This is a genomic window from Candidatus Defluviibacterium haderslevense, assembly GCA_016712225.1.
Lineage (GTDB): Bacteria > Bacteroidota > Bacteroidia > Chitinophagales > Saprospiraceae > Vicinibacter > Vicinibacter haderslevensis.
In genome coordinates, this window is sequence record JADJRL010000003.1 from 2,418,462 (window position 1) to 2,438,876 (window position 20,415).

General features: G+C 33.0%; 13 protein-coding genes and 1 pseudogene. 2 read left to right on the top strand and 12 right to left on the bottom strand.

The genetic code is table 11. The annotated features are described in order from the left end of the window. Nucleotides 1–11: 11 nt before the first annotated feature. The 5 genes and pseudogenes from IPK88_09585 to IPK88_09605 all read right to left on the bottom strand — a co-directional run bounded on the left by IPK88_09585 (nt 12) and on the right by IPK88_09605 (nt 8,040). Nucleotides 12–3,194 (bottom strand): annotated as a pseudogene (locus tag IPK88_09585) (efflux RND transporter permease subunit). Nucleotides 3,195–3,222: 28 nt separating this feature from the next. Beyond that, on the bottom strand, nt 3,223–4,299 hold the full coding sequence (locus IPK88_09590) for an efflux RND transporter periplasmic adaptor subunit (protein ID MBK8243666.1): 1,077 nt from the start codon (nt 4,297–4,299) through the stop codon (nt 3,223–3,225). A gap of 25 nt (nt 4,300–4,324) precedes the next feature. After that, nucleotides 4,325–5,686, bottom strand: a complete 1,362-nt coding sequence (locus IPK88_09595; GenBank protein ID MBK8243667.1) for a TolC family protein — start codon at nt 5,684–5,686, stop codon at nt 4,325–4,327. Nucleotide 5,687: 1 nt separating this feature from the next. Continuing rightward, nucleotides 5,688–6,299: a TetR/AcrR family transcriptional regulator gene (locus tag IPK88_09600; protein MBK8243668.1), complete on the bottom strand. Its 612-nt coding sequence runs from the start codon at nt 6,297–6,299 to the stop codon at nt 5,688–5,690. 574 nt (nt 6,300–6,873) lie between these two features. Further along, nucleotides 6,874–8,040: a site-specific integrase gene (locus IPK88_09605; GenBank protein MBK8243669.1), complete on the bottom strand. Its 1,167-nt coding sequence runs from the start codon at nt 8,038–8,040 to the stop codon at nt 6,874–6,876. 133 nt (nt 8,041–8,173) lie between these two features. Between IPK88_09605 and IPK88_09610 the strand changes: the two genes are divergently transcribed. Together IPK88_09610 and IPK88_09615 are read left to right on the top strand one after the other, a co-directional pair. Beyond that, nucleotides 8,174–8,524: a hypothetical protein gene (locus IPK88_09610; GenBank protein ID MBK8243670.1), complete on the top strand. Its 351-nt coding sequence runs from the start codon at nt 8,174–8,176 to the stop codon at nt 8,522–8,524. 981 nt (nt 8,525–9,505) lie between these two features. After that, nucleotides 9,506–11,500, top strand: coding sequence for a T9SS type A sorting domain-containing protein (locus tag IPK88_09615; protein MBK8243671.1), 1,995 nt, complete (start codon nt 9,506–9,508; stop codon nt 11,498–11,500). A gap of 285 nt (nt 11,501–11,785) precedes the next feature. Here the strand turns inward: IPK88_09615 and IPK88_09620 are convergent, their stop codons facing one another. From IPK88_09620 to IPK88_09650, 7 genes are all read right to left on the bottom strand, one after another. Then, complete coding sequence (locus IPK88_09620) at nt 11,786–12,550, bottom strand: hypothetical protein (GenBank protein MBK8243672.1); 765 nt, start codon at nt 12,548–12,550, stop codon at nt 11,786–11,788. Between the two features lie 495 nt (nt 12,551–13,045). Continuing rightward, nucleotides 13,046–13,825, bottom strand: a complete 780-nt coding sequence (locus IPK88_09625) for a type I restriction enzyme HsdR N-terminal domain-containing protein (protein ID MBK8243673.1) — start codon at nt 13,823–13,825, stop codon at nt 13,046–13,048. A 761-nt stretch (nt 13,826–14,586) separates the two neighbouring features. Further along, nucleotides 14,587–15,936: a hypothetical protein gene (locus tag IPK88_09630; protein ID MBK8243674.1), complete on the bottom strand. Its 1,350-nt coding sequence runs from the start codon at nt 15,934–15,936 to the stop codon at nt 14,587–14,589. 88 nt (nt 15,937–16,024) lie between these two features. Beyond that, a complete protein-coding gene (locus IPK88_09635) occupies nt 16,025–16,315 on the bottom strand; it encodes a helix-turn-helix domain-containing protein (GenBank protein MBK8243675.1) in 291 nt (96 codons plus the stop codon). A gap of 71 nt (nt 16,316–16,386) precedes the next feature. Continuing rightward, on the bottom strand, nt 16,387–17,289 hold the full coding sequence (locus tag IPK88_09640; GenBank protein ID MBK8243676.1) for a hypothetical protein: 903 nt from the start codon (nt 17,287–17,289) through the stop codon (nt 16,387–16,389). Between the two features lie 571 nt (nt 17,290–17,860). After that, a complete protein-coding gene (locus tag IPK88_09645) occupies nt 17,861–18,697 on the bottom strand; it encodes a DUF4747 family protein (protein ID MBK8243677.1) in 837 nt (278 codons plus the stop codon). 207 nt (nt 18,698–18,904) lie between these two features. Further along, on the bottom strand, nt 18,905–20,269 hold the full coding sequence (locus IPK88_09650) for a tyrosine-type recombinase/integrase (protein ID MBK8243678.1): 1,365 nt from the start codon (nt 20,267–20,269) through the stop codon (nt 18,905–18,907). Nucleotides 20,270–20,415 lie beyond the last annotated feature (146 nt).

Sequence of the window (20,415 nt, forward strand, 5' to 3'; positions counted from 1 at the left end):
GTTGTTAGTCTTTAGCTAGATTCTACTATGATTGAATCCTTGGAAAGCAGCTCCGAATGACCATTTAAACGCTCAATCAGCAGTTTTTCTATGGGCGGTTTTGTTTTACCCTTATTAAATCTTGCTATGATCTTATCAAAAATATCGTACATGACAGGAACAATAATTAAAGTTAAAAACAGGGAACTAATTAATCCGCCAATAATTACCCATGCCAAGCCGTTTTTCCATTCAGCACCGGCACCGCCTGCCATTGCAATGGGCAGCATTCCAAATACCATTGCTAAGGTCGTCATTAAGATAGGCCGTAAACGAGCCCTGTTTGCTTCCATTATGGCCTGAAAAGTGTTTGCTCCTTCTTTTTTTCTTTGATTGGTGAAGTCAACCAATATAATGGCATTTTTTGCAACCAATCCTATCAGCATAATAAGTCCTAATATTGTAAATAAATTAAGCGTATTGTTGGTAAGCGCTAAGGCAAGCAAAGCACCGATAATAGCAAGAGGTATGGAGAAAAGCACGACAAGTGGGTAAACAAAATTATCATAAAGGGCTACAAGAATTAAATACACTAAAAGAATTGCAGCAATTAAAGCAATTCCCAGTGTCCCAAAACCATCTTGCTGCATTTCAATATTCCCACTCCATAGAAAATTGACGCCATCAGGTCTTTTTAATTGATTAATAGCATTCCCCCACTCGGTGCCAACGTCTCCACTCGGACGTCCAACTGATTGTGCTTCAATTGTTACAGATGTACTTTTATCTCTTCTTTCTAGCCTGCTCGGCCCTGATCCTTCCTTAACATTAGCGAACTGGCTCAACAGAATTTTTCTCCACGATTATTCGTAAATATGAGGTTCTTCACATCCTCTATATTTTGCCTGTTAAAGCTACCATACCGGATATTTATATCGTATTCGTACTCACCGGTTCTAAATTTAGCATCGGTGTTTCCACTAAATGCTGTTCTCATAGTTGAACCAATCGATGCCATGTTCAATCCTAAGCTTGACATTTTATCTCTGTCAACTTCCACCTTTACTTCAGGATTACCTGCTTCAACGGAAAGCTTTACTTCGGTAGCGCCTTTTATTTTTTTAATTCGTCCATTGCGGTATTGGCGTAATTCATCACGCTGTCCAGATCAGATCCAAAGACAACCAAAGCAATCGGGGGCTCTCTGCGGTGCCCATTAGACTGATTGGAGTAGTTTTGATTTTTGCCCCAACCAGGATATTTGAAAGCTCTTTCTTTACTTTGACAGCATAAATAGAAGCCTCTTCACGCATTTCCTTCGGAATTAACTGAACATTTATCTCAGAAACATAAGCAGGAGAAAGGGAGCCGGAAAATCCTTCGCTTGATGTCCCAACAGTTGTTATTACTCTTGTAACTCCCGGTTTTTTCCTCAGAAACTCTTCTGCTTTTTGTGTATATAAGTTTGTCTGCTCGATGGATGAATACTTAGGAAGCTCAACTTGTACAATAAATTCGCCCCTGTCGCCCGAAGCAAAAAACTCGGTTCCTATAAAACCTTTACCGATTAACAAAAATGAACTAAAGAATAGAACTGTAACAACCGAAAGAGTTATTTTTTTATGAGACAAACTCCATTTCAAAAGGTTACTTATCCATTCCGTGAAATTATTTAAGCCTCTTTCAAAGGAATGTATAAGTCTTCCAAAGATCGTTTTGGTGCTGACACGCTCCAGTTTTCCGAACCGAGAAGACAACCAGGGAACCAAGGTAAAGGAAGCTACCAATGATAGAAGAGTTGCCATGGAAACCGTCACACAAAACTCTTTGAGTATCTTGGCTGCAATTCCTGAACTTAATGCGATGGGGATAAACACCACCACAATTACCAGGGTAATAGAGATTACGGTAAATCCTATTTCCTTTGTACCATCAAAAGCCGCTCGAACCCTGTTTTTTCCCATTTCCATGTGCCTGTATATATTCTCAAGCACCACAATAGCATCGTCAACAAGAATACCCACCACTAATGATAGCCCAAGAAGGGACATCAGATTTAATGAATACCCCATTAAGTACATTCCAATAAAAGTGGCAATTAAAGATGCCGGTATGGATATCATTACTATCAGGGAATTTCTAATGCTATGCAGGAAAAAAAGCATCACTATAGCCACTAAAATTATTGCAATAATCAAATCAAAAATAACTGCATTGGCTGACTCCAGTGTATAGTCAGATTTATCGTTTACTACCTGAACATTGAGATCAATATTTCTATATTCATTGGCCATCATTTTTTCAATGGCGGATTTTATTTTTTTGCTGACATCAACCGCATTGGCATCTGTTTGTTTCATAACCGACAGAGCCAATGTGCTTTTCTGGTCAACCCTTGCAATTTTTTCTATATCTTTTTCACCATCCTGAATATCAGCTACATCTTTTAACCTTATCTGTATAAAGTTTTTTGGATCATCAAAAACCACAAGGTTGCGAAGCTCTTCCAGATTTTTAAATTTACCGGACAAACGGATGAGGATATCTTGTTCAGAGGTTTTAACACTGCCAGTAGGAAAATCAAGGTTGGAAGTTAAAATGGCGCTTTGAATCTGCATCAAAGAAATTCCGTATCCCTCAAGTTTTTGAGGATCAATATTAACCTGGATTTCACGCTCTCGTCCTCCAATGATGTCTATCCTTGCAACCCCATCAACGCGTGATAAAGCAGGGGTTATCCTGTTTTCTATGACATCAAAGAACTTAGGATCGGTAAGTTTAGAAGACGCTGCAAGAGTCATGATAGGCAAATCATCCAGAGATAACTTTGCCAGTGAAGGAGGATCGACATCATCCGGGAGGTTTTTTAATACAGCGTTTATTTTTCTTTGAGCATCATTAAGCGCATAGTCAATATCAGCATCATCATAAAAAGAAATGGTTACAATTGAAATGCTTTCAAACGACTTTGCCTCGAGCTTTTTAACATTTTCCATTGAAGCAACGGCAGTTTCTATTTCCTTTGTTACTGAGGTCTCTACTTCGCTCGGTGAGGCGCCAGGATAAATAGTAGTAACCATTAATACAGGCGGACTGAATTTCGGCAGCAATTCATAATTTAAAAATGTATAACTCAACAATCCGCCTAATGTTAGTATTATATAAAGAACCAATACTACTGTAGGTCTTTTTATAGAAATTTCTGTTATTTTCATCTTTATTTACTTTTTATAAACACCACGCTTATTGTATAACCGAAACTTTAACCTCGTCATCATGTAAATTTATCTGACCCCTTGTAACAACAAGCTCCCCTTGTTTTAAACCGTCTAAAATCTCAACTAAATCCCCTTCAATTCTACCGGGTGTCACTTTTCTCAAAATCGCCTTTCCATTACTATTAACAACATAAACTTCCTTTGAATTGACACTTCCTGCGAAAGCGGTTCTTGGAACAACTATCAGAGGCTCTTCAGAAGCGTTTGTTTTGAAGAGGGCCGTGCCAAACATACCTGCTTTCAGGCTTTTTTTAGAATCATTATTGATCTCTATTTCAACCGGGAAATTCAGAGAATTATTAGCCTTTACCGCTATAAATCTGACAGTGCCTTCAAATTCCTGATCGGGTATAGCACTTGCTTTTACAGTTACTTTGTCTCCTAACTTTATTCTTGCAATCTGACTTTCATTTACCGCAATTTCTAATTTTAGCTTTGATACATCAACAATTTCAAACAGAGGACTTCCAGGCGCTACAAAAGCACCTTGTTCTACATAACGTTTATTTACAAATCCATTAATGGTTGACTTTATCCTGGTATCGCTATACCTCAATTTAACTTGCTCAAGTCTGCTTTCTGCATTTTTTAAGGCAAGTTTAACCTGATCTAGCTGTTGCTGGGTAACGCCTCCTGTTTTAAAAGCACTTTCAAATCTTTCTTTTTCCTTTAATGCACTTTCATAGCCTGCTTGTGCATTTTCCAAATCAAGCCCCAATGCATCCGCCTTTATAATGGCAAGTTCCTGTCCTGAGGAAACATGATCGCCCTCTTTTACCAGGATTTGTAAAACCCGGCCGGAAGTTTCAGAAGAAAAATCCACCTGATTAATTGCAGCAAACTTACCATTTGACTCGTAAACAAGATCAAAATGTTTCTTTTGAACTGCATCAACCCTTACCATTATTTCTGTATTTACATCATTAACAATAGCCATTTTTTCCTGGTTTTTTTGCTTATTCCGGTTAAGAATAAAAGCAACCAATGATATTGTTCCTATTCCAATAACTATTAAAAGAATATTTTTTGTTCTCTTTGCCATTTTCGTTTTGTTTTTTATTTTTTGCTTATTTGACTAATGATTTTAGCTGCCCCCTTGATTTCATAACTTGGAGTTCGGCAAGTTTGTATTTAAGTAATTCTGTCAGGTAATTGTTTTGAGCTTCAGTAAGTGAATTTTCGGCAGATAAAAGATCGGTTAAAGAAGTTAACCCGGTATTGTAATTTTGAGCTGTACTGTTGTATACATCCTCAGCCAATTCCATGTTCTGCTTTTGAGCGCTTAGGTTCAGTAAATTATTGGACATTTGGGTGATAGCATTTTTGTAAGCAAGATTCATAGATTCTTTAGCAAGCGCGATGTCCTCTTCCATTTTTTTAATGGCAATTTTAGATTGCTGGATTCGTGAATTAGTTGCAAAGCCATTAAAAACTGGAACTCTTAAACTCAGCCCAATTGTAGCTACGTCAAACCAATTTGCTTTGCCGGTTTCAGCACCAATTGGAAAGTCATTGCTTAATCCCTGATAACTATAATTTCCCGCGAGTGACAAAGTTGGATAGTATTCCGCCTGATAGGATTTTAACTGGTAGTTTAAAAGTCTGGATTGAGTTTCCAGCATACTTATTTCAAGCCGGTTAGAAAAATCAGAAATGGAATCTTGAACGAATTGAGGATTGATTGCAGTAATATCAATTTCTGCAAATGTTACAGATTGCTCAAGTGGGATTCCAACCAGAAACTTAAGTTGGTTCTCCAATAAATTTATGGAATTCACTACCTGTTGCTTCCTGGTTTTCAGATTAGAAAATGTAACAGAAATTCTATCAACATCAAGTTTCTTCACTAAACCATTTTGATAATTTGTTTGCAGAATAGTAAGCAGTTTCTCTGTATTTTTTATTGTGGTATCCAATACTACTAATTGCTGACGCTGAACCATTACTCCGTAATAAGCAGAAGTTACCTGTTCAATAATATTTTCGTCTGTCAAATCAGCATTAAGTTTATAAAATTCACGAGTTGTTGACGCTGCTTTAAGACCTGAAAAAACGGCCTGATTAAATATTATTTGGTTAACATTTATTCCTGCACTTGCGTTCCACTTTTGTCCTAAAGCTACTAATATGGTTGTTCCAGGTTGTCCAAAAAAATCACCAGGTAAAGCACTTTGCTGTAAAAGCGGATTGTAATTTAAAGCAGAAGTTCCACTAATTTGTGGCATAGTGGCAGAACGGATTTCCTTAATTTTATAATTGCTATTCTCAACATCGAGGTCTGCTTTTTTAGCATTATGATTTGTTTCTAACGCCCTTTGAATAAGCTTTTGGAGGTTTAGGTTTTGAAAATCACTTTGGCCATAAGCTTCTACCACACAAAAACAAGTTAAGACGAGCTGTACTGAGATGGTTATTACCTTCTTTATCATATTAATCTTCATTTACATTCAAACATTTATTAATCAACTTATGCCCTTTCATGGTTGTTATGCCATGCAAATACTGTAGCAACAACTGCCGGTGAATTTCTTTGATTGAAAATTTTTCAGGTGGGAAAATCATTGGATCTAATGCAATCTGTATCTGCTCCAGGCGCATTCGGCCAATTATCTCAACTTGAATATCTTTCCTGTATAAATTTTCTTGAACGCCTCTATTCAAATTGTCTATAATTTTCCTTAGCATAAATTGATATTTGTGTTCTTTAAATTTTTGCCAGGCCTCCGGGAAATGCCGCTGCATATCATAGATTATTCGTGAATTCAGCCGTTCAAAAATGTAGTTTAAATTCTCCATGAGCTTTAAGAGTTCTTCAACCGCATCTTTTGCCTCTGTAACGAGTAACTCATATTCTTTCTCATGGTTTGTCAGGAATTTTTCTGTAATGGTCTCCACTATATCTTTTTTGTTTGTGTATTCCTGGTAGAGTGTCTTTTTAGACATACCGAGTTCATGGGCAATGTCGTCCATTGTCACATTCTTTAGACCATACTTAAAAAAAAGCTCACTTGCTGTATTCAGAATTCTGTCTCCGTAATCCATTATTTATTAATATCAGGGTGCAAAACTAAGAAAACTTTTGTATTTTACAAAGTTTCCTAAGATTTTTTTTACTGGTGTGGAAAATTAGTTTTTTGATTTTATCCCTGAGGTTGGTTTGTGTGATTGATGGCAAAGGCAAATGTGCCAAACTTTGTGGACAAAAGAAATTTTCAAAAATGCGAAGTGTGGGCTTTTGTTTTTCTTGTTTGTCTCCCATGTCAAGCTGCTACGGGAATGTCTGCGGAGAATTGTCTTTTTTAGGATTGCCACTGTGTCAAAATGTACTAAATTGTCTACGAAGCACCGTTTTTGTGTGTTTGGGCAAAAGCAAATGTGGTGCATACCAAAATAAAAATAAAAGAGAATGCACCTCTTTTGCTTTTGCAGAAGGGATAGCCAAACGGCTTTGCCGAAATTGACCGCTGTTCTGTCTGTCTGCTCGTCAAGTTACTGCGTCATTGTTTACGGAGAACGGTCGTTTATTAGGGTTGCCACTAACATTTCGCTTCACGAAATACAACTAATGAGTTTCGTGAATATCTCTTACATGTATAGGTGGTTAAATTATTCATTTTCAAATATTTAAATGATCAATCGGACTAATTATTTTTGCTTTGCTAACGTCAGTAATGTGGGTATAGATTTCTGTGGTTTTTACCGATCCATGACCTAATAAATGTTGTATTACCCTAAGATCAGTCCCCCGCTCCAATAAGTGTGTAGCAAAACTATGGCGAAGGGTATGAACCGTCGCATAGGGATTCACTTTTGAAAGATCCACTGCTTTTCTAAATATGAGTTGAACGCTCCTGGGACTATATTTCCCACCATCCTGACCTTCGAATACCCAATACTTAGGTTTGTAAATATCGTTATATTCCATTATTCTGAGGATAATTTTTTCAGATAATAGGGTCATCCTGTCTTTTTTGCCTTTTCCGGCTTTCACATGTATCTTCCTTTGATCCATGAGCAGGTCAGCTTTTCGCAAATTGACAACCTCGCTTAGTCTTAATCCCGCTGCATAAATTAAGGAAAGTATGGCCTTGTGTTTAATGTTAGACGTACAATTAAGCAGTCTTTCTACTTCACTTTCTGAAAGGATATCCGGTAAGGTTGATGATCTCTTTGGTCTTAGATCTTTAATAAAAAAGCGTTCCCGTAATAATACTTTTTCATAATAGAATTTTATGCTATTGATTATTGTGTTCTGAAGGCTTATTGATATGTTGTTTTGATTTATAAGATGCAGAAGGTAAACTTTAATATCTCCTTCATTTAACTGATCTGTAGGAGTCCCTTTGTAATAATTCAAGAATGCTTTGAATGATGAACAATATGTTTTAATGGTTTCGCTACTATACCGCCTGATCCTCAATTGGGCTTCTAGCGAAACTAAGGCTATTTGTTGTTCTTCATTAAGTTCAGGCTTTTCTTGTTTGGAATATTCTTTATTGCCGGAAGATGATTTGCTATATTTTGGATGATCGATCTGGATGGGTTTGCCTTGATTTATTTGCAAGGTATATTGGGCAAATAATTGTTTGAAATGGGTCCAATAGGCTTTGTTTTTTGGAAAATACCAACATTTGTGTTTTGGGTTCCAGTATCTCTCTGGTAACTGTCTGATTAAATCTTGTTCTTGCGTAGATTTTATAGGACTTACTGCAATATACTGTTGGCCATTTACGGTCGCAGGTGAAATGATTAATGTTGAATTCTGTTGGGTGAATGAGGTCATATTGTTTTTTTTTTACAAACTTATTGGAAATTATTAAATGAAAGGGTGTTATTAAGTGTTAAATTTCAGCTGTTTATAATAATAAATGAACTGAATCGTTTCATATCTGATATAAACGATTAATTCGAATCTTATGAATAAATGTTTGCAATGCTCCAAAGAAATTATAGGCCGAACCGACAAAAAGTTTTGTTCAGTTACCTGCAAAAATGAATACAATAATAAACTCCGAAAATTAACCATCAAGGAAACAGCACTCATCGATTCATATCTCCACCGCAATCGTGAAATCCTGATGACAATTATTGGATCAGCTAAACAAGTCCAATTAGATAAATTAGTTTTAATCAGAGCAAAATTTCGATTTGAATATCATACTGGACATTACATGAATAAGGAAGGCAAGACCTATTGGCTGGTCTATGATTTCGCATGGATGGATTTCTCAGATCAGAAAATATTGATCGTTAGAAAAACCATCTGATTAGGCAGTATTAACGTCAATGTAATATATTGACTTTATGCCAAGGATCCAGATTTGTTTTTCAATAATAGTTTTCAGGGTAGTGGATCCATTAATTTAAGATGAGGAACTTTTTATTTTAATCTATTTTCTATTTAGGTATTTTAAATTTTTTTCTATCTTATTTTATAGTAGAAAACGAATCCAACGCTTTGAACTAACACTTTGAACTAAGAAACCACATTCGGTTAAATATTCAAACGATGATTTAATGTATAAATCATTTCAAGACCTGAGTTCAGGTAAAATGATTATAAAATAGTATTAATGGTCTTCACGACTCGTTCACGAATGATCCACGAATTATCCTCGGCTCATTCAAGATTCATCCAAGTATTATTTTAGATTTTTATCAGAAGAACTTACCGCGCAGCTTCCAAATTGGTCTTAATTCAATCCGCCTTTTCATGTCTAAAAAGTTTTCATGGATGAAATTAAGGATCAATATTTCATAAGAGAAATGAGAGAAGCCAATAAAGATTTATCATCAATTATTTACAGCTCATCTTTCGCATAAATGATGATTTCAAAATATTTTGAATTACCAAAGTTTGAGTTTTATCTGCTAATAATTTCAGCAGCACGTTTCTGTTATATTTTTTTTGGATGATGAGCATTAATGATTTCAGCTTAAGTATGAATCCATTGTGTATATCTTATTTGAATTTAAAATTGCAAAAAACACCATAAAAATAATTGCAATCGGGGAGTAGGGTGGGTGTTCTCTGATTAAACCTTTGGAGTCTGATTGGAGGAGATTTCGAGGTATATCCAATAATATTTATTTTTCAAATATATTTTTTTTGAGCACATTAGAGCGCCATCTACTAGAATTTATGTATTAAGCATTTAACTTAAGTGTTATTTTTTAAGGATAGATAGGGGTCCTGCTTTTTTTGTTGGTATAAATGAACTAATTTTATTTTTTTAAAAGACACAGCAATGAAGAATTTTAAATACCCCAATCTTGTTTTTTTGTTACTGATGTGGCTTGTCATGGGACGAATATTAGCCCAAAGTCCACAGAATTTAATCGTGGATTGTCCACCTCAATTCAATCTAACAGAAGGTGAAGCCTATGATACTTCAGTGACCGGATCACCAGTAATATTAGCAAACGATGGTGGAGCTGTTACCATAACGTATATTGAGATTTTCAATAAAGGAACATGTCAAAATCATAATGATATTGTTACAAGAATTTTTACGATTCGTAATGCTGCCGGTGAACAATCCAGATGCACTCAGTTGATTTATCTGAAACATTTGACGACTTCACAAATTTATATTCCTGCAGATACCATGATTGATTATCCCAAAAATATTTCATTATCAGAAGCCTTGTTAGGCCATGGTTTGAATTTAGCTGAAGTAAAAATTACGTTTATTGATACAAAAATTTCCAATGGTTGTACGATTCCTATGCGCATTAGACGTCTATGGAAAATTGATGATTTGTGTTCAGGCACTTTGATCAGTTTGACATCGTTTATCACATTGCGGGCTTATCAAAATAGTTTTCTACACAATAGTCAAATTGTAACTAATATATGCGACAATGAGGGCTTAATTAGTATTACGCCTAAAGGTGAATTTGGACCCTATTCATACCAATGGAATAATGGAGCTTCTTCAAATACGCTTACCAATCTCGTGGCCGGAGTCTATACGGTAATTGTGTCGGATCAATTTAAGTGCAACCAATTGCTGACTTTCGGATTGGATCCCATATCCACAACAGCTGATATCGGTGGTAGAATTAGAACGGCTAATGATTATCGAGTTATACCGGATTCAGTTTCTTTTAGTAATCCTACTAATGTTAAAAAATTTTGTTTTTCACAAAACGGTGGATTGCATTATGCTTTTACTGTAAAAGAAAAAACAACGGGCTTGGTGAATTATAATTTTACCAAAAAGTCAGATCCATTAAATTCAGTATCCACTAAAGATATTTTATTGATCCAAAAACATATACTTGGTTTGAATCGATTGGATAGTTTACGTTATTTAGCCGCTGATGTCAATAATAATTTCAATGTTACCGCATCGGATATTTCGGAATTGAGAAAACTGGTTTTAGGCGTCATCGGAAATTTTAATTTTGTCGATTCATGGTATTTTTTAAAGAACGATTGGAAAACGTTTTATAAGAGCAATCAAACCATTCAGTCTTTATTATTCACCGGTGTAACAATAGTCAATTATCCTAGACAAAATGCTGATGTCATTGCTGTAAAAATGGGTGATATTGATTTGAGTTATAAGAATAATTTCGCTTCTGAATTACTTGAATTGCGATCCAATACTCTAGATTGCAGTTTGAATATGACGAATACCATTGTGCAAGCCAATAAGGATATTGACATCCCTGTTTATTTTAATGCTGCGCAATCCATGTATGGTTTACAGTTTTTATTAAAGGCTAAATCTAGTTTGTTAAGTATGGAAATGGTATCTAGCCAACTGGAACCTGAGTTTTGGAATCTGAACAATCAGAATTTAAAAATAAGTTGGAGTACAGGAACGAAATTGGAATGGAATCCTAATGAACCCTTATTTGTATTGAGATTGAGAGCGAGTGAATCCATAAGATTAGATGAATTATTGAGTCTGGATCCATCTTTTCTGAATGAATATTATGACGACCAAGAATCCTCATGGAAATTGAATCTTAATGTACAACATGCATTGTCTTCTGATATTCAATATTTGATTTACCCCAATCCGACGAATGAAGGTGTATTTGTTCAATCCAATTCTGAAGAACCAAGTCAAATCACATTTTACAATGCCATGGGTAGGGAAGTTAGGAATTCAACTTTTTCTAATAGTGTATACATTCCAACGCATGATTTTTATCCAGGTTCTTATTTTTATAAAATTACGAATCGGTATGCAACAGATCACAACGGTAAAATTATAGTTACTAAGTAGTAATTGATCCTATTTACTTTTTTGAAATCAAGAAAGACATAGCTTGAATGAACTCATACATCAATCTATATTTGAATGTTCTTCACTATGCATTTAGATTAAAATGGTAAATGCTCAGCTGAATATCTTGTAAATAAAAAATCCCCTTATTCGGAAGAATAAAGGGATCTATGTTTTTGTGGTCCCACCTGGACTTAATTATGTATTGAAAATCAATTAAATATACTTTAATTATATTTTGGGGACAAATTTGGGTACGAAAATTGAATTATTACTATTAATTGTTTATTCCCATTCAAACTTATATATATATCCCACTGTAGGATCATATTCATAATGCTCATAGGAATGAGATAGATTGTCAAAAGGTATACTTTTAATAAAAACAAATTCACTGTCTACTTGTGTATTAAATTTTTTCCTTGATAGTTTTGCTTGTTTTATTAATTGCGTTACATCAAGATGAAATAGTTCAACCTTGAAATTTATTAATTGAATCGGAGCAACTATTTTGTGAGTAACACAATGTTTTGATCTGTGATCACTGTCATCCATTTGCAATTTAACATGAATAATAGAGACATCATTATACATCAAAGGTTTCTTAAACTCTAAAATAGCTTTGTCAAATGCACCGTCTTCAGTTTTAAGAAGTTCTCCCACAATCATATTGTCACTACTTACAATTGGTTTAGATGATCCTGTCCATTGGAATCGATGTTCATGATTGTCTATTAGCATTTTTTTACAAACTATCGATTTATGGACTTCATAGGTTACAATGTTGCCATCTTTTGTACTGTATTTAGAGAATGTTGCTAGATTCCTATATCCAACATTACTTTTATTGATGAAATATTTTTCAATTGAATAAAATATTTTAATAAACAAGGCGAGCAGAAAAAAAATAAATACAAGTAGCGCTAAAATTGAAGAATACAGATTTGTAAAGAAGTATAGAACTATGCCCAAAATTGAGCAAATACTTGCAAATACTACTAAAAAATTACCAACGAGGTTTTTGCAAAGCGCTAGAAAAGGTTTTAACATTGATTTATAGCTTGAATAAAAAGGGGCCGAATTAATTTACATCGCTGTCCATATGAAAGTTTTTTTACTATGAGTTAAACAATATTAAAGTAACGAAGTACTTAAACATTTTGTTGAATTTGATATGTTAAATAAACAATAATAATAATCAATAAATCAAAATCTTTATATAAAAAGGCATTAATTAGGCAATTTATATTTCGATCCGAGTTAATAATATTTATATAAATTCTATTTATTTAAATATATCTTGACCTGAATTAGGGGTAAAAGTAATGAAATAGTTGAAAACAAAGAATTATTTATAATATTTTATTTAATTTTAATAATTAATTATATAAATACTTGTATATCAGTCAAATATGTAATTATAAATAATTTAGACTAATGATTTGATTGACATAGAGTCCCAGTTTAACGATAATTGTAATTCTGATATTATTATAAATTTTATTATATTATTGATATTCAGTATTTTACATGTGTACATTTTAATTATTCGCTTTTATTAACTTCAGGACCCTTTTTAACTTGATTTAACTGCGATCTTAAAAATTTATTAATTCGTTTATTGGCATCATTAGCCTTTTCTCCTTCAAAAAGTTCCCTTTTGATTACTTCCTCTGTTAAGACCTTTTTAACGGATTCAACATCAATTTTAATATCTGGATTCATTTTCCGAATGGTCTTTCTTAGAATCTCAATGATGCCATCTGAAATCAGTAGATTTCCTAAAAAGTGTTTACTTAAAAATTGCTTTTTTGAATGAAAGTCTTCAAGGGCGGTTTTCAATATACTTTCCTTACATACTAAGTGAATTAATTCTAGGTCTGCCTCTTTTTTGACCGAAATGTTTTCTAGTTCAAATTCACATACTAATTCATGGACCACAGGTTTAGCAAATACAATCTTGAATATTTTCCAACTGGATGAATTTGTTAGAATTACCCAATCTACCCCTTGATTAGCTCCATAATCAACTGCTTGTTTAATATGATCAGATTTGAGACCAATGCCAATTGCTTTAACTTCAATAAGGAAAACTATTTCCCCATCAATTTTAATCGCTAGATCACAGAAAGTCTTTTTAATGGCATATTCTGAGGTAATTTCTCCATATTTTTCAAAACCAAAAACATCACAAAGAATATCAGTTACTACCACTACTGTATCTGATTCATTTATATCTTTAGCCTTTAAGGTCTTAACCAATGGGATGAATTTCTTTAGACCTTCAATTACTCTTTGTTGTGCTTTTAGCGGAATGGTAGCCATATTACAGATTTAGGGATTACCAAACAAATACTATACCGTTTTGAAAAGGGTAATATTATTGCCTGACTTTTGACTTATTAAATTCGCTCCTTTGCCTGGTCCTTTTTTGTTCCTTTTCTGTATCTTTTCCGTTTCTCCTTGGTTTTTCTTTCGTTTTTCTTTCGTTTCTCTTTTTACACTCACCTCCGTTTCACCTCCGTTTCTCTAAAAATTCTTTGCAAATATTTACAAATAAAATTATCGCTACACCGTTTCAACGCCGTTTCTACGCCATTTATATGCCATTTAGTACTTCTTTAGAGTTCAATGCTTATTCAATGCAAAGACCACCACCACCAGTAAAAAAGTCAAATTTATTACGTCATTACTTCGTCATTACTTCGTCATTACTCCGTCATAAATCCAGACTTATTCTTATTCTATTCTTGTTTACTTGGTTTTAACTTCGTTTTTATACCGTGCGTTTGCCGTGCGTCACTAAATTAACCTTAAGACCAAAGTACATTGATTAATTATTCGACCACCGTACGACCACCGTGCTATTGCGTGATTATTTCGTGATTATTTCGTTATTATTTCGTTTTGCGCCTGTTTTACGCTTGTTTTTGACCTTGGTCTATTTATCATAAATCACTCGAAAAATCACTCGAAATGCATTGATAAATAATCTCAATCAATGCTAATTCAATGCTAAAACCATTAACCAGTATTTTCATGCTATGCCGTTTCTATGCCGTTTCTATTCTGTTTTTATTCTGTTTTTAGGCTGTTTTTTGGATATCTATTTGATTTTCGTCTTCAAATGGGAATAGGCTATTTTTGTATCTTTCTATTGCGTAATTATACTTTTGAATTTGTTTCCGTGCTTTTGCCTCTCGATTAGTATAAATGTCTCTAATATTTTTAGCGATCGTTTCATATACATCCATTATTGAATTGATTTTTTTCCATTTTGGACCAAAATACTCCAATAAGACTTTGAACAATTTTGAGTCATTTTCATAAATTCTTTGAATCGTTGATTCTCTCAAATAAACGCTGCCTTTTATTTGATTACTAATGTCAAGTCTTGTAACCCTGCATAACCTTCTTTTAACCTCCAATTTCTTTGGTTCTGGAATAGGTGCAAGATCATTTATTATATTACTATGATCTTGCACTTTTTGACTTATTTGGGTCGTTTGGGTTACCGTTACGATCTTGCACCACTTTTCTATTAATGCCTCTTTTATGACTTGATGAACATTGTCGCTATGATCTTGCACTATTTTTCGATATTCAGCTAATTCCTTGGAAAACTTATTTCTGTTTTTATCTCTAGTTTCTTTATGCAAGTCAATCCAATAATTTGCATTTTTCCAGTCTTTTAATTTAATTTGATGCTTGGATGATAATTCATCTGTTCTAATGGTCCAGTCATTTAATACTACTTCGTCCCATAATGAAATTAACCGTCGTCCTAACTTGACTCGAATATCTGGATTTAGTAAGTCTGACAGATAATGAATGCCAATTGATTTTAATGAGCTACCAACATGGGCCTTGTATTCAAACCTCAATATGTTGGACTCTAATCCATAGTGTAATGATTTATCGTAGATCTTTAGTGTGTATTCGTCTCTTTCAGTAGTTTTAAATTCACTTTTTGTTTTTTGTTTTTCATACTTAAAAATCAAAGGTTCCTTTCCTTTGCCACTTTGAAACATTAGATTTTGAATTATTTTAGGAACTGGAAATGGTAGTTTTTCCTCATTCAATCCAGATTCCAAATGTCGGATAGTTGTCTTTTCTGGTATAATTCCAAAACGTTGTTGTAAGTCGTTTAAAACCCAAATGAAGTTATCAATGGTAAAGTCATTATGATTATGCTTTCCATTATTAAAAAAGACATGGAGTGATCCTTTAACACATATGAATCCATTTCGATAAATCTCAAAAACTAGATTTTTATATTTAGCTGTTAATACTGGTTTAACTGTTCCTTCAATAGGTTCAATTACTTCAACATTTCCAGTTTCGGCATCAACCTTAGCAGGCGCTGAAAAGGGTAATAATTTAATTAAGTGGTCCCTATCCAGATAACTTATGTCAAGTGTGCTATAATCTGTCATTGAGCAACTTTGAAGTGTTCCATTAAATGCCCTTGAAGAAAGGCCTTTATCTTATTGGTAGTCTTCGAACAATATAAATCTAAACAAATCATATGTGCTTCCTTTTAGCCTCCATACGTTGGATAGATTCAATAATTTCATCATGTCTAAATGTGATACGACCGCCAATGCGATGTTTTTTAATTATTGATTTACTGGACCAGTCGTGTAAAGTGGTTAGGCTAATTTTTAATAAAGTACAAACCTCTTTGGCTGTTAGCCATTCCTTAGTTGCTACCTCAATTTTTTGGGAATTCTTGATTATGAACTCAACCTTTTGAACCATATCATCAAAATATTTTTGAAGTTGGTCCTCTGTTAATACGATAACTTGTGACATATACTTATTTAAAGTTTATGACAAAGGTTAAGGTAATGACTAAAGGGGATTCCCTTTTTTTTCCCCTGCTATTAAATCTTATTGTTTTGATTAAGAATAGTCTCAAGTAATTTAGATACTTCTTTATCGAGATTTTTACTTTTAGAGGTCTTTGGATTGTTTTTATCAGGTGAATCGGGATTAAAAATTATTGTTAAAAATCGTTCTATTGTAGATAATTTATCGCTGCCAATAACTTGACATATTAATAACGCTAATTTTTTTTTAGTTGGATTCAATGAATTTTTCTTAATATATTTATCTAATAATTCTACGATTCCTAATTTGTCTAACATGATCATTTTTCTGTTCAATGATGGATCAATTTGAAAAGGCTCTATAATTTCACTAATATCAGAATGTTCAATGACTGAATCTAGTTTGCTATTATCAGGCGCTAATTCATCGAAATACGGTGAATCATTTACCCATATTTTCATTTCATTTAGTAATTCAAGACGTTTATCAAGATGTTTAATCTCAAAATCAGGTGCATTTAACTTTATTTGCGCATGAAATTTTGTTCTTCTTGTATCTGAAATCCATTCATCAAGATATTCATTTGCTATTTCCTTTGAAACTATTGCCTTTTGATGACATTCATTGTATATGTGTGATCTTATTTCTTCTTCCTGAACTATTAAAAGTCTATCAATTTCTTTATTAACTAGTTCTTTATCCTTTGAATATCTATAATCACTTTTTATATGTGTTAAAATTAGGATTTTATGATCAACGCTAAATTCCTTGTAACTCTCATCTTTTTGTATTTGTGTTAATTCTTGATCCATCCAAATTTTTACTTTTTCTTTTAATCCTTTTACTCCAGAGTCATTATCTATCGTGTCAAAAAATCCTGAAATATCTACTATTGTCCCATCTTGACGTTTTAAAAAAAATATTCCTTTTGTTCCTGTAATTACAAATGGTTTCATAAATATTAATTAGTGCAATGATATACAAATTTACACCTGATTTTGAGATTAAGAATAAGTTGTTGAATATCAGACAATTAAGCGTCGTTCTTTGTTTTTTTTGCCACAACGAATTTTATCCTTCTTTGGGCATAATTAATTGCGTCACTAGTAGATAATAATGTGGCAATTAAGGCATAGAAAAATGTAAAACAATAAAGCAATATAAAATACCTATTTACCATACAATTCGGATAAAGATCATGTTCATAAGTAATTGATATATACAGAATAATACAATACGCCAATGCGATAAATAACGACCACAACGTCCACTTAAAAGAGTTTACAAGAGTTGTAAACATATTTTCTTCTTCTAGAAATGCAACAAATTCATCATCCGATGAGCTTATCATAAAAGCAAGTGCCGCGAAGAATATTGAAAATATTAAAGTTAAGATATTTATTCCAACACTTAGTAAGTCTTTTGACAGGTCGTAGCTAACCTCTTTGTTTAGTTTGTAAAATACTATGAAGGACAGAATTAAAGCTATAACAAAGTCAAAGGAAAATAAATATTTTCTAATAAATTTCATTTAGTGTTTTCTTTTGTAAACCTTTCATTAATTTTATCAAATACTAACTTTAATGAGCTAATTTTTTCATCAGGTGTTGCAACTTGCTCAATTTTCTTTTTAATTATACTCTCTTTTTCATTGGTACTTATTGTTATGTCCGTACCGTCCTTAGAAACACCCTCGCCTGTTGCCTTACCATACCCATCCTCGGCCATATGGATTTTACTTTCCGTTAACTTGTCAATTTTTAACCCCTCATTTTTATCCGCTTCCAAGGTTTCTTTATATTTTGACACATTCATATTCCTAAGCCTTTCGTCCATTGCCTTCCATAAATCACGGTTATTTGGATTGGAAGGAACTAGTGAAACTGTAAATTTTTTTAATACTTTCATACTTCTTAAAAACTCCAAAAATTTAAATTCCTCAACGACTGGATGTATTTGAGAATCTATTAGCATTGAGTCATTACCTAAAAGAATTATTTCTGTAAAATTTTTGCAGAAAGATTCAGAACTAATTATCCTTCCATATGGATTGTAAGCAATCAAATGTGTTTTTTCTAACAAATAAAACTCACAATTACCCAGTATTACACCAGGTACGTTCAATTGGCTAATAATAGAGTCCTTTACAATAACGTTTTCTTTTTTATTATCTTGATATTTAACAAGTTTTCCTGTAATAATATTTCCTAATTCATCATGTTTTATTAGCTCTACATTAAAAATCCCATAATTTATATTTAGCTTCTTTAATATGAATCCATGATTAAGTAAATCTGTGATATTCTTTTCTTTGCTATAAAGTCCTTTCATTAGATTTAACCTGCCAAAATAAAAAGTTTCCATTCTGAATATATTTGATTGTATAAATTTACTCAAATTGTAAAATTTCAACCAAATTAATATAATAAGACTTTTAATATATTGTAATTCAATTATATACATATATAAATTAAATGTATAAATTGAAAAGAAATTCTGAGTGCATATGTGGCTAGAGGGATATAATTTTACATCTCTTAGTGTAAATTCGTATATCAATGCCTTAACTAGTTATTCAAAAAACTTGTTTTTCGCTGCATCACTGGCCTTTTCTTCATTATCGACACAGATATATCTTAAGAATATTTCTTCGGTTTTATGGCCTGTCATTGCCATTATTGCAATGGGTTTGATATTTGACAAATACATATTTGTGGCCGCTGTACGTCTACCAGTATGGGTACATATTAACTCACATTTTGGTTTCCTAATTGAATTGCTTATACCTCCTCTGGTCTCTTTAAATTCAATTGGATAGTCTAAACCAGCTAATTTAGCGATATCCTTAATATATCTATTTACAACTTGATCAGTCAATTGCGGTGCCCTTCCATCATGTTTTGAAAGCAATGTTAAGAGTTTTGTTTTTACTGGTATAATTAATTTGGTTTTTGTTTTTTCGCTTACTATGTGAATCATATTGCTACCATTATTTGATTGAATATGGCCCAAATCGAGTCGAATTGCGTCGCCGAATCTTAAGGTTGTATAGCATTGTATCAAAAAAAGATCCCTTGCTTTTTCTAGTCCAGGATTTCCAGAAAGATCTAAATTTTCAAGTATTGTAACTTCTGATTCTGTTAGATAAATTTTTGGAACCTTTTCTCTTAGGATCTTAAACTTTTTGTCTTTATAATATAAATTGGAATGTATTCTATCATCAAAGGCAGCTACTGCAATAACTTTCCATATTTTTATCATTTTGCCTGTATAGTTGGGACTAAAATCTTGGGAGTTGCAAAACTCGACAAATAGCGTGTATAAATGGTGGTCGATTTGGGACCAATTGTAACGAACACCCTGACCTATTTCAAAGGCTATAAAGTTATTGAAAAAAGTTTGATATCCTTTTATTGTTGATTGTGAATAGTATTTTGTAGCCTGTTCCCCAGCTCCAATTTGACGCCGCCTTGATGTTATATCCTGAATGAAAACCTTAGAATAATCCCTAATTAAAGTTAGATCCAGTTTGTCAGAATTCGTTTTTTTTGGTACCTTTTTTGGTTTGTTGTCTAATGTTTGATTTGACTGGAATACTCGTTCATTTAATAGTTTGTCAAGATCTAGCCTGTTAATTGGGTTTTGCAATAATCTACAGGTCTCAATATATCCAGTGACCGTTTGTTCGATATTAGATATTCGTGCATTAATATTTGATATATTAGTTTTAGTATAGGGATCTTGTTTTTGGTAGTCACTTATTACTTTCTTATCATCGATTGGCCTTTGATTTTTTTTGTCCCAAAGTCCAGGATATACACTGTATCCAAACCCTCGTTTGTATTGATGTCCATTTATATAGCACCTGTAGTATAGTGGAGAACGTTTATTAGGATTCGTTTCCTTTAAATAAAATCGATGTTTTGTTACAAGCATTGGCTAAATAATAATAGACAAATATAAGTCAGGGTATTGTTCGGGGTATGCTTTTTCTTTACTTTATTTATGTTATCCTTATATATGATTGTAAAGTTAATGAACTAAACTATTGAAAATCAGTATAAAAATAAAAATCCCCTTAT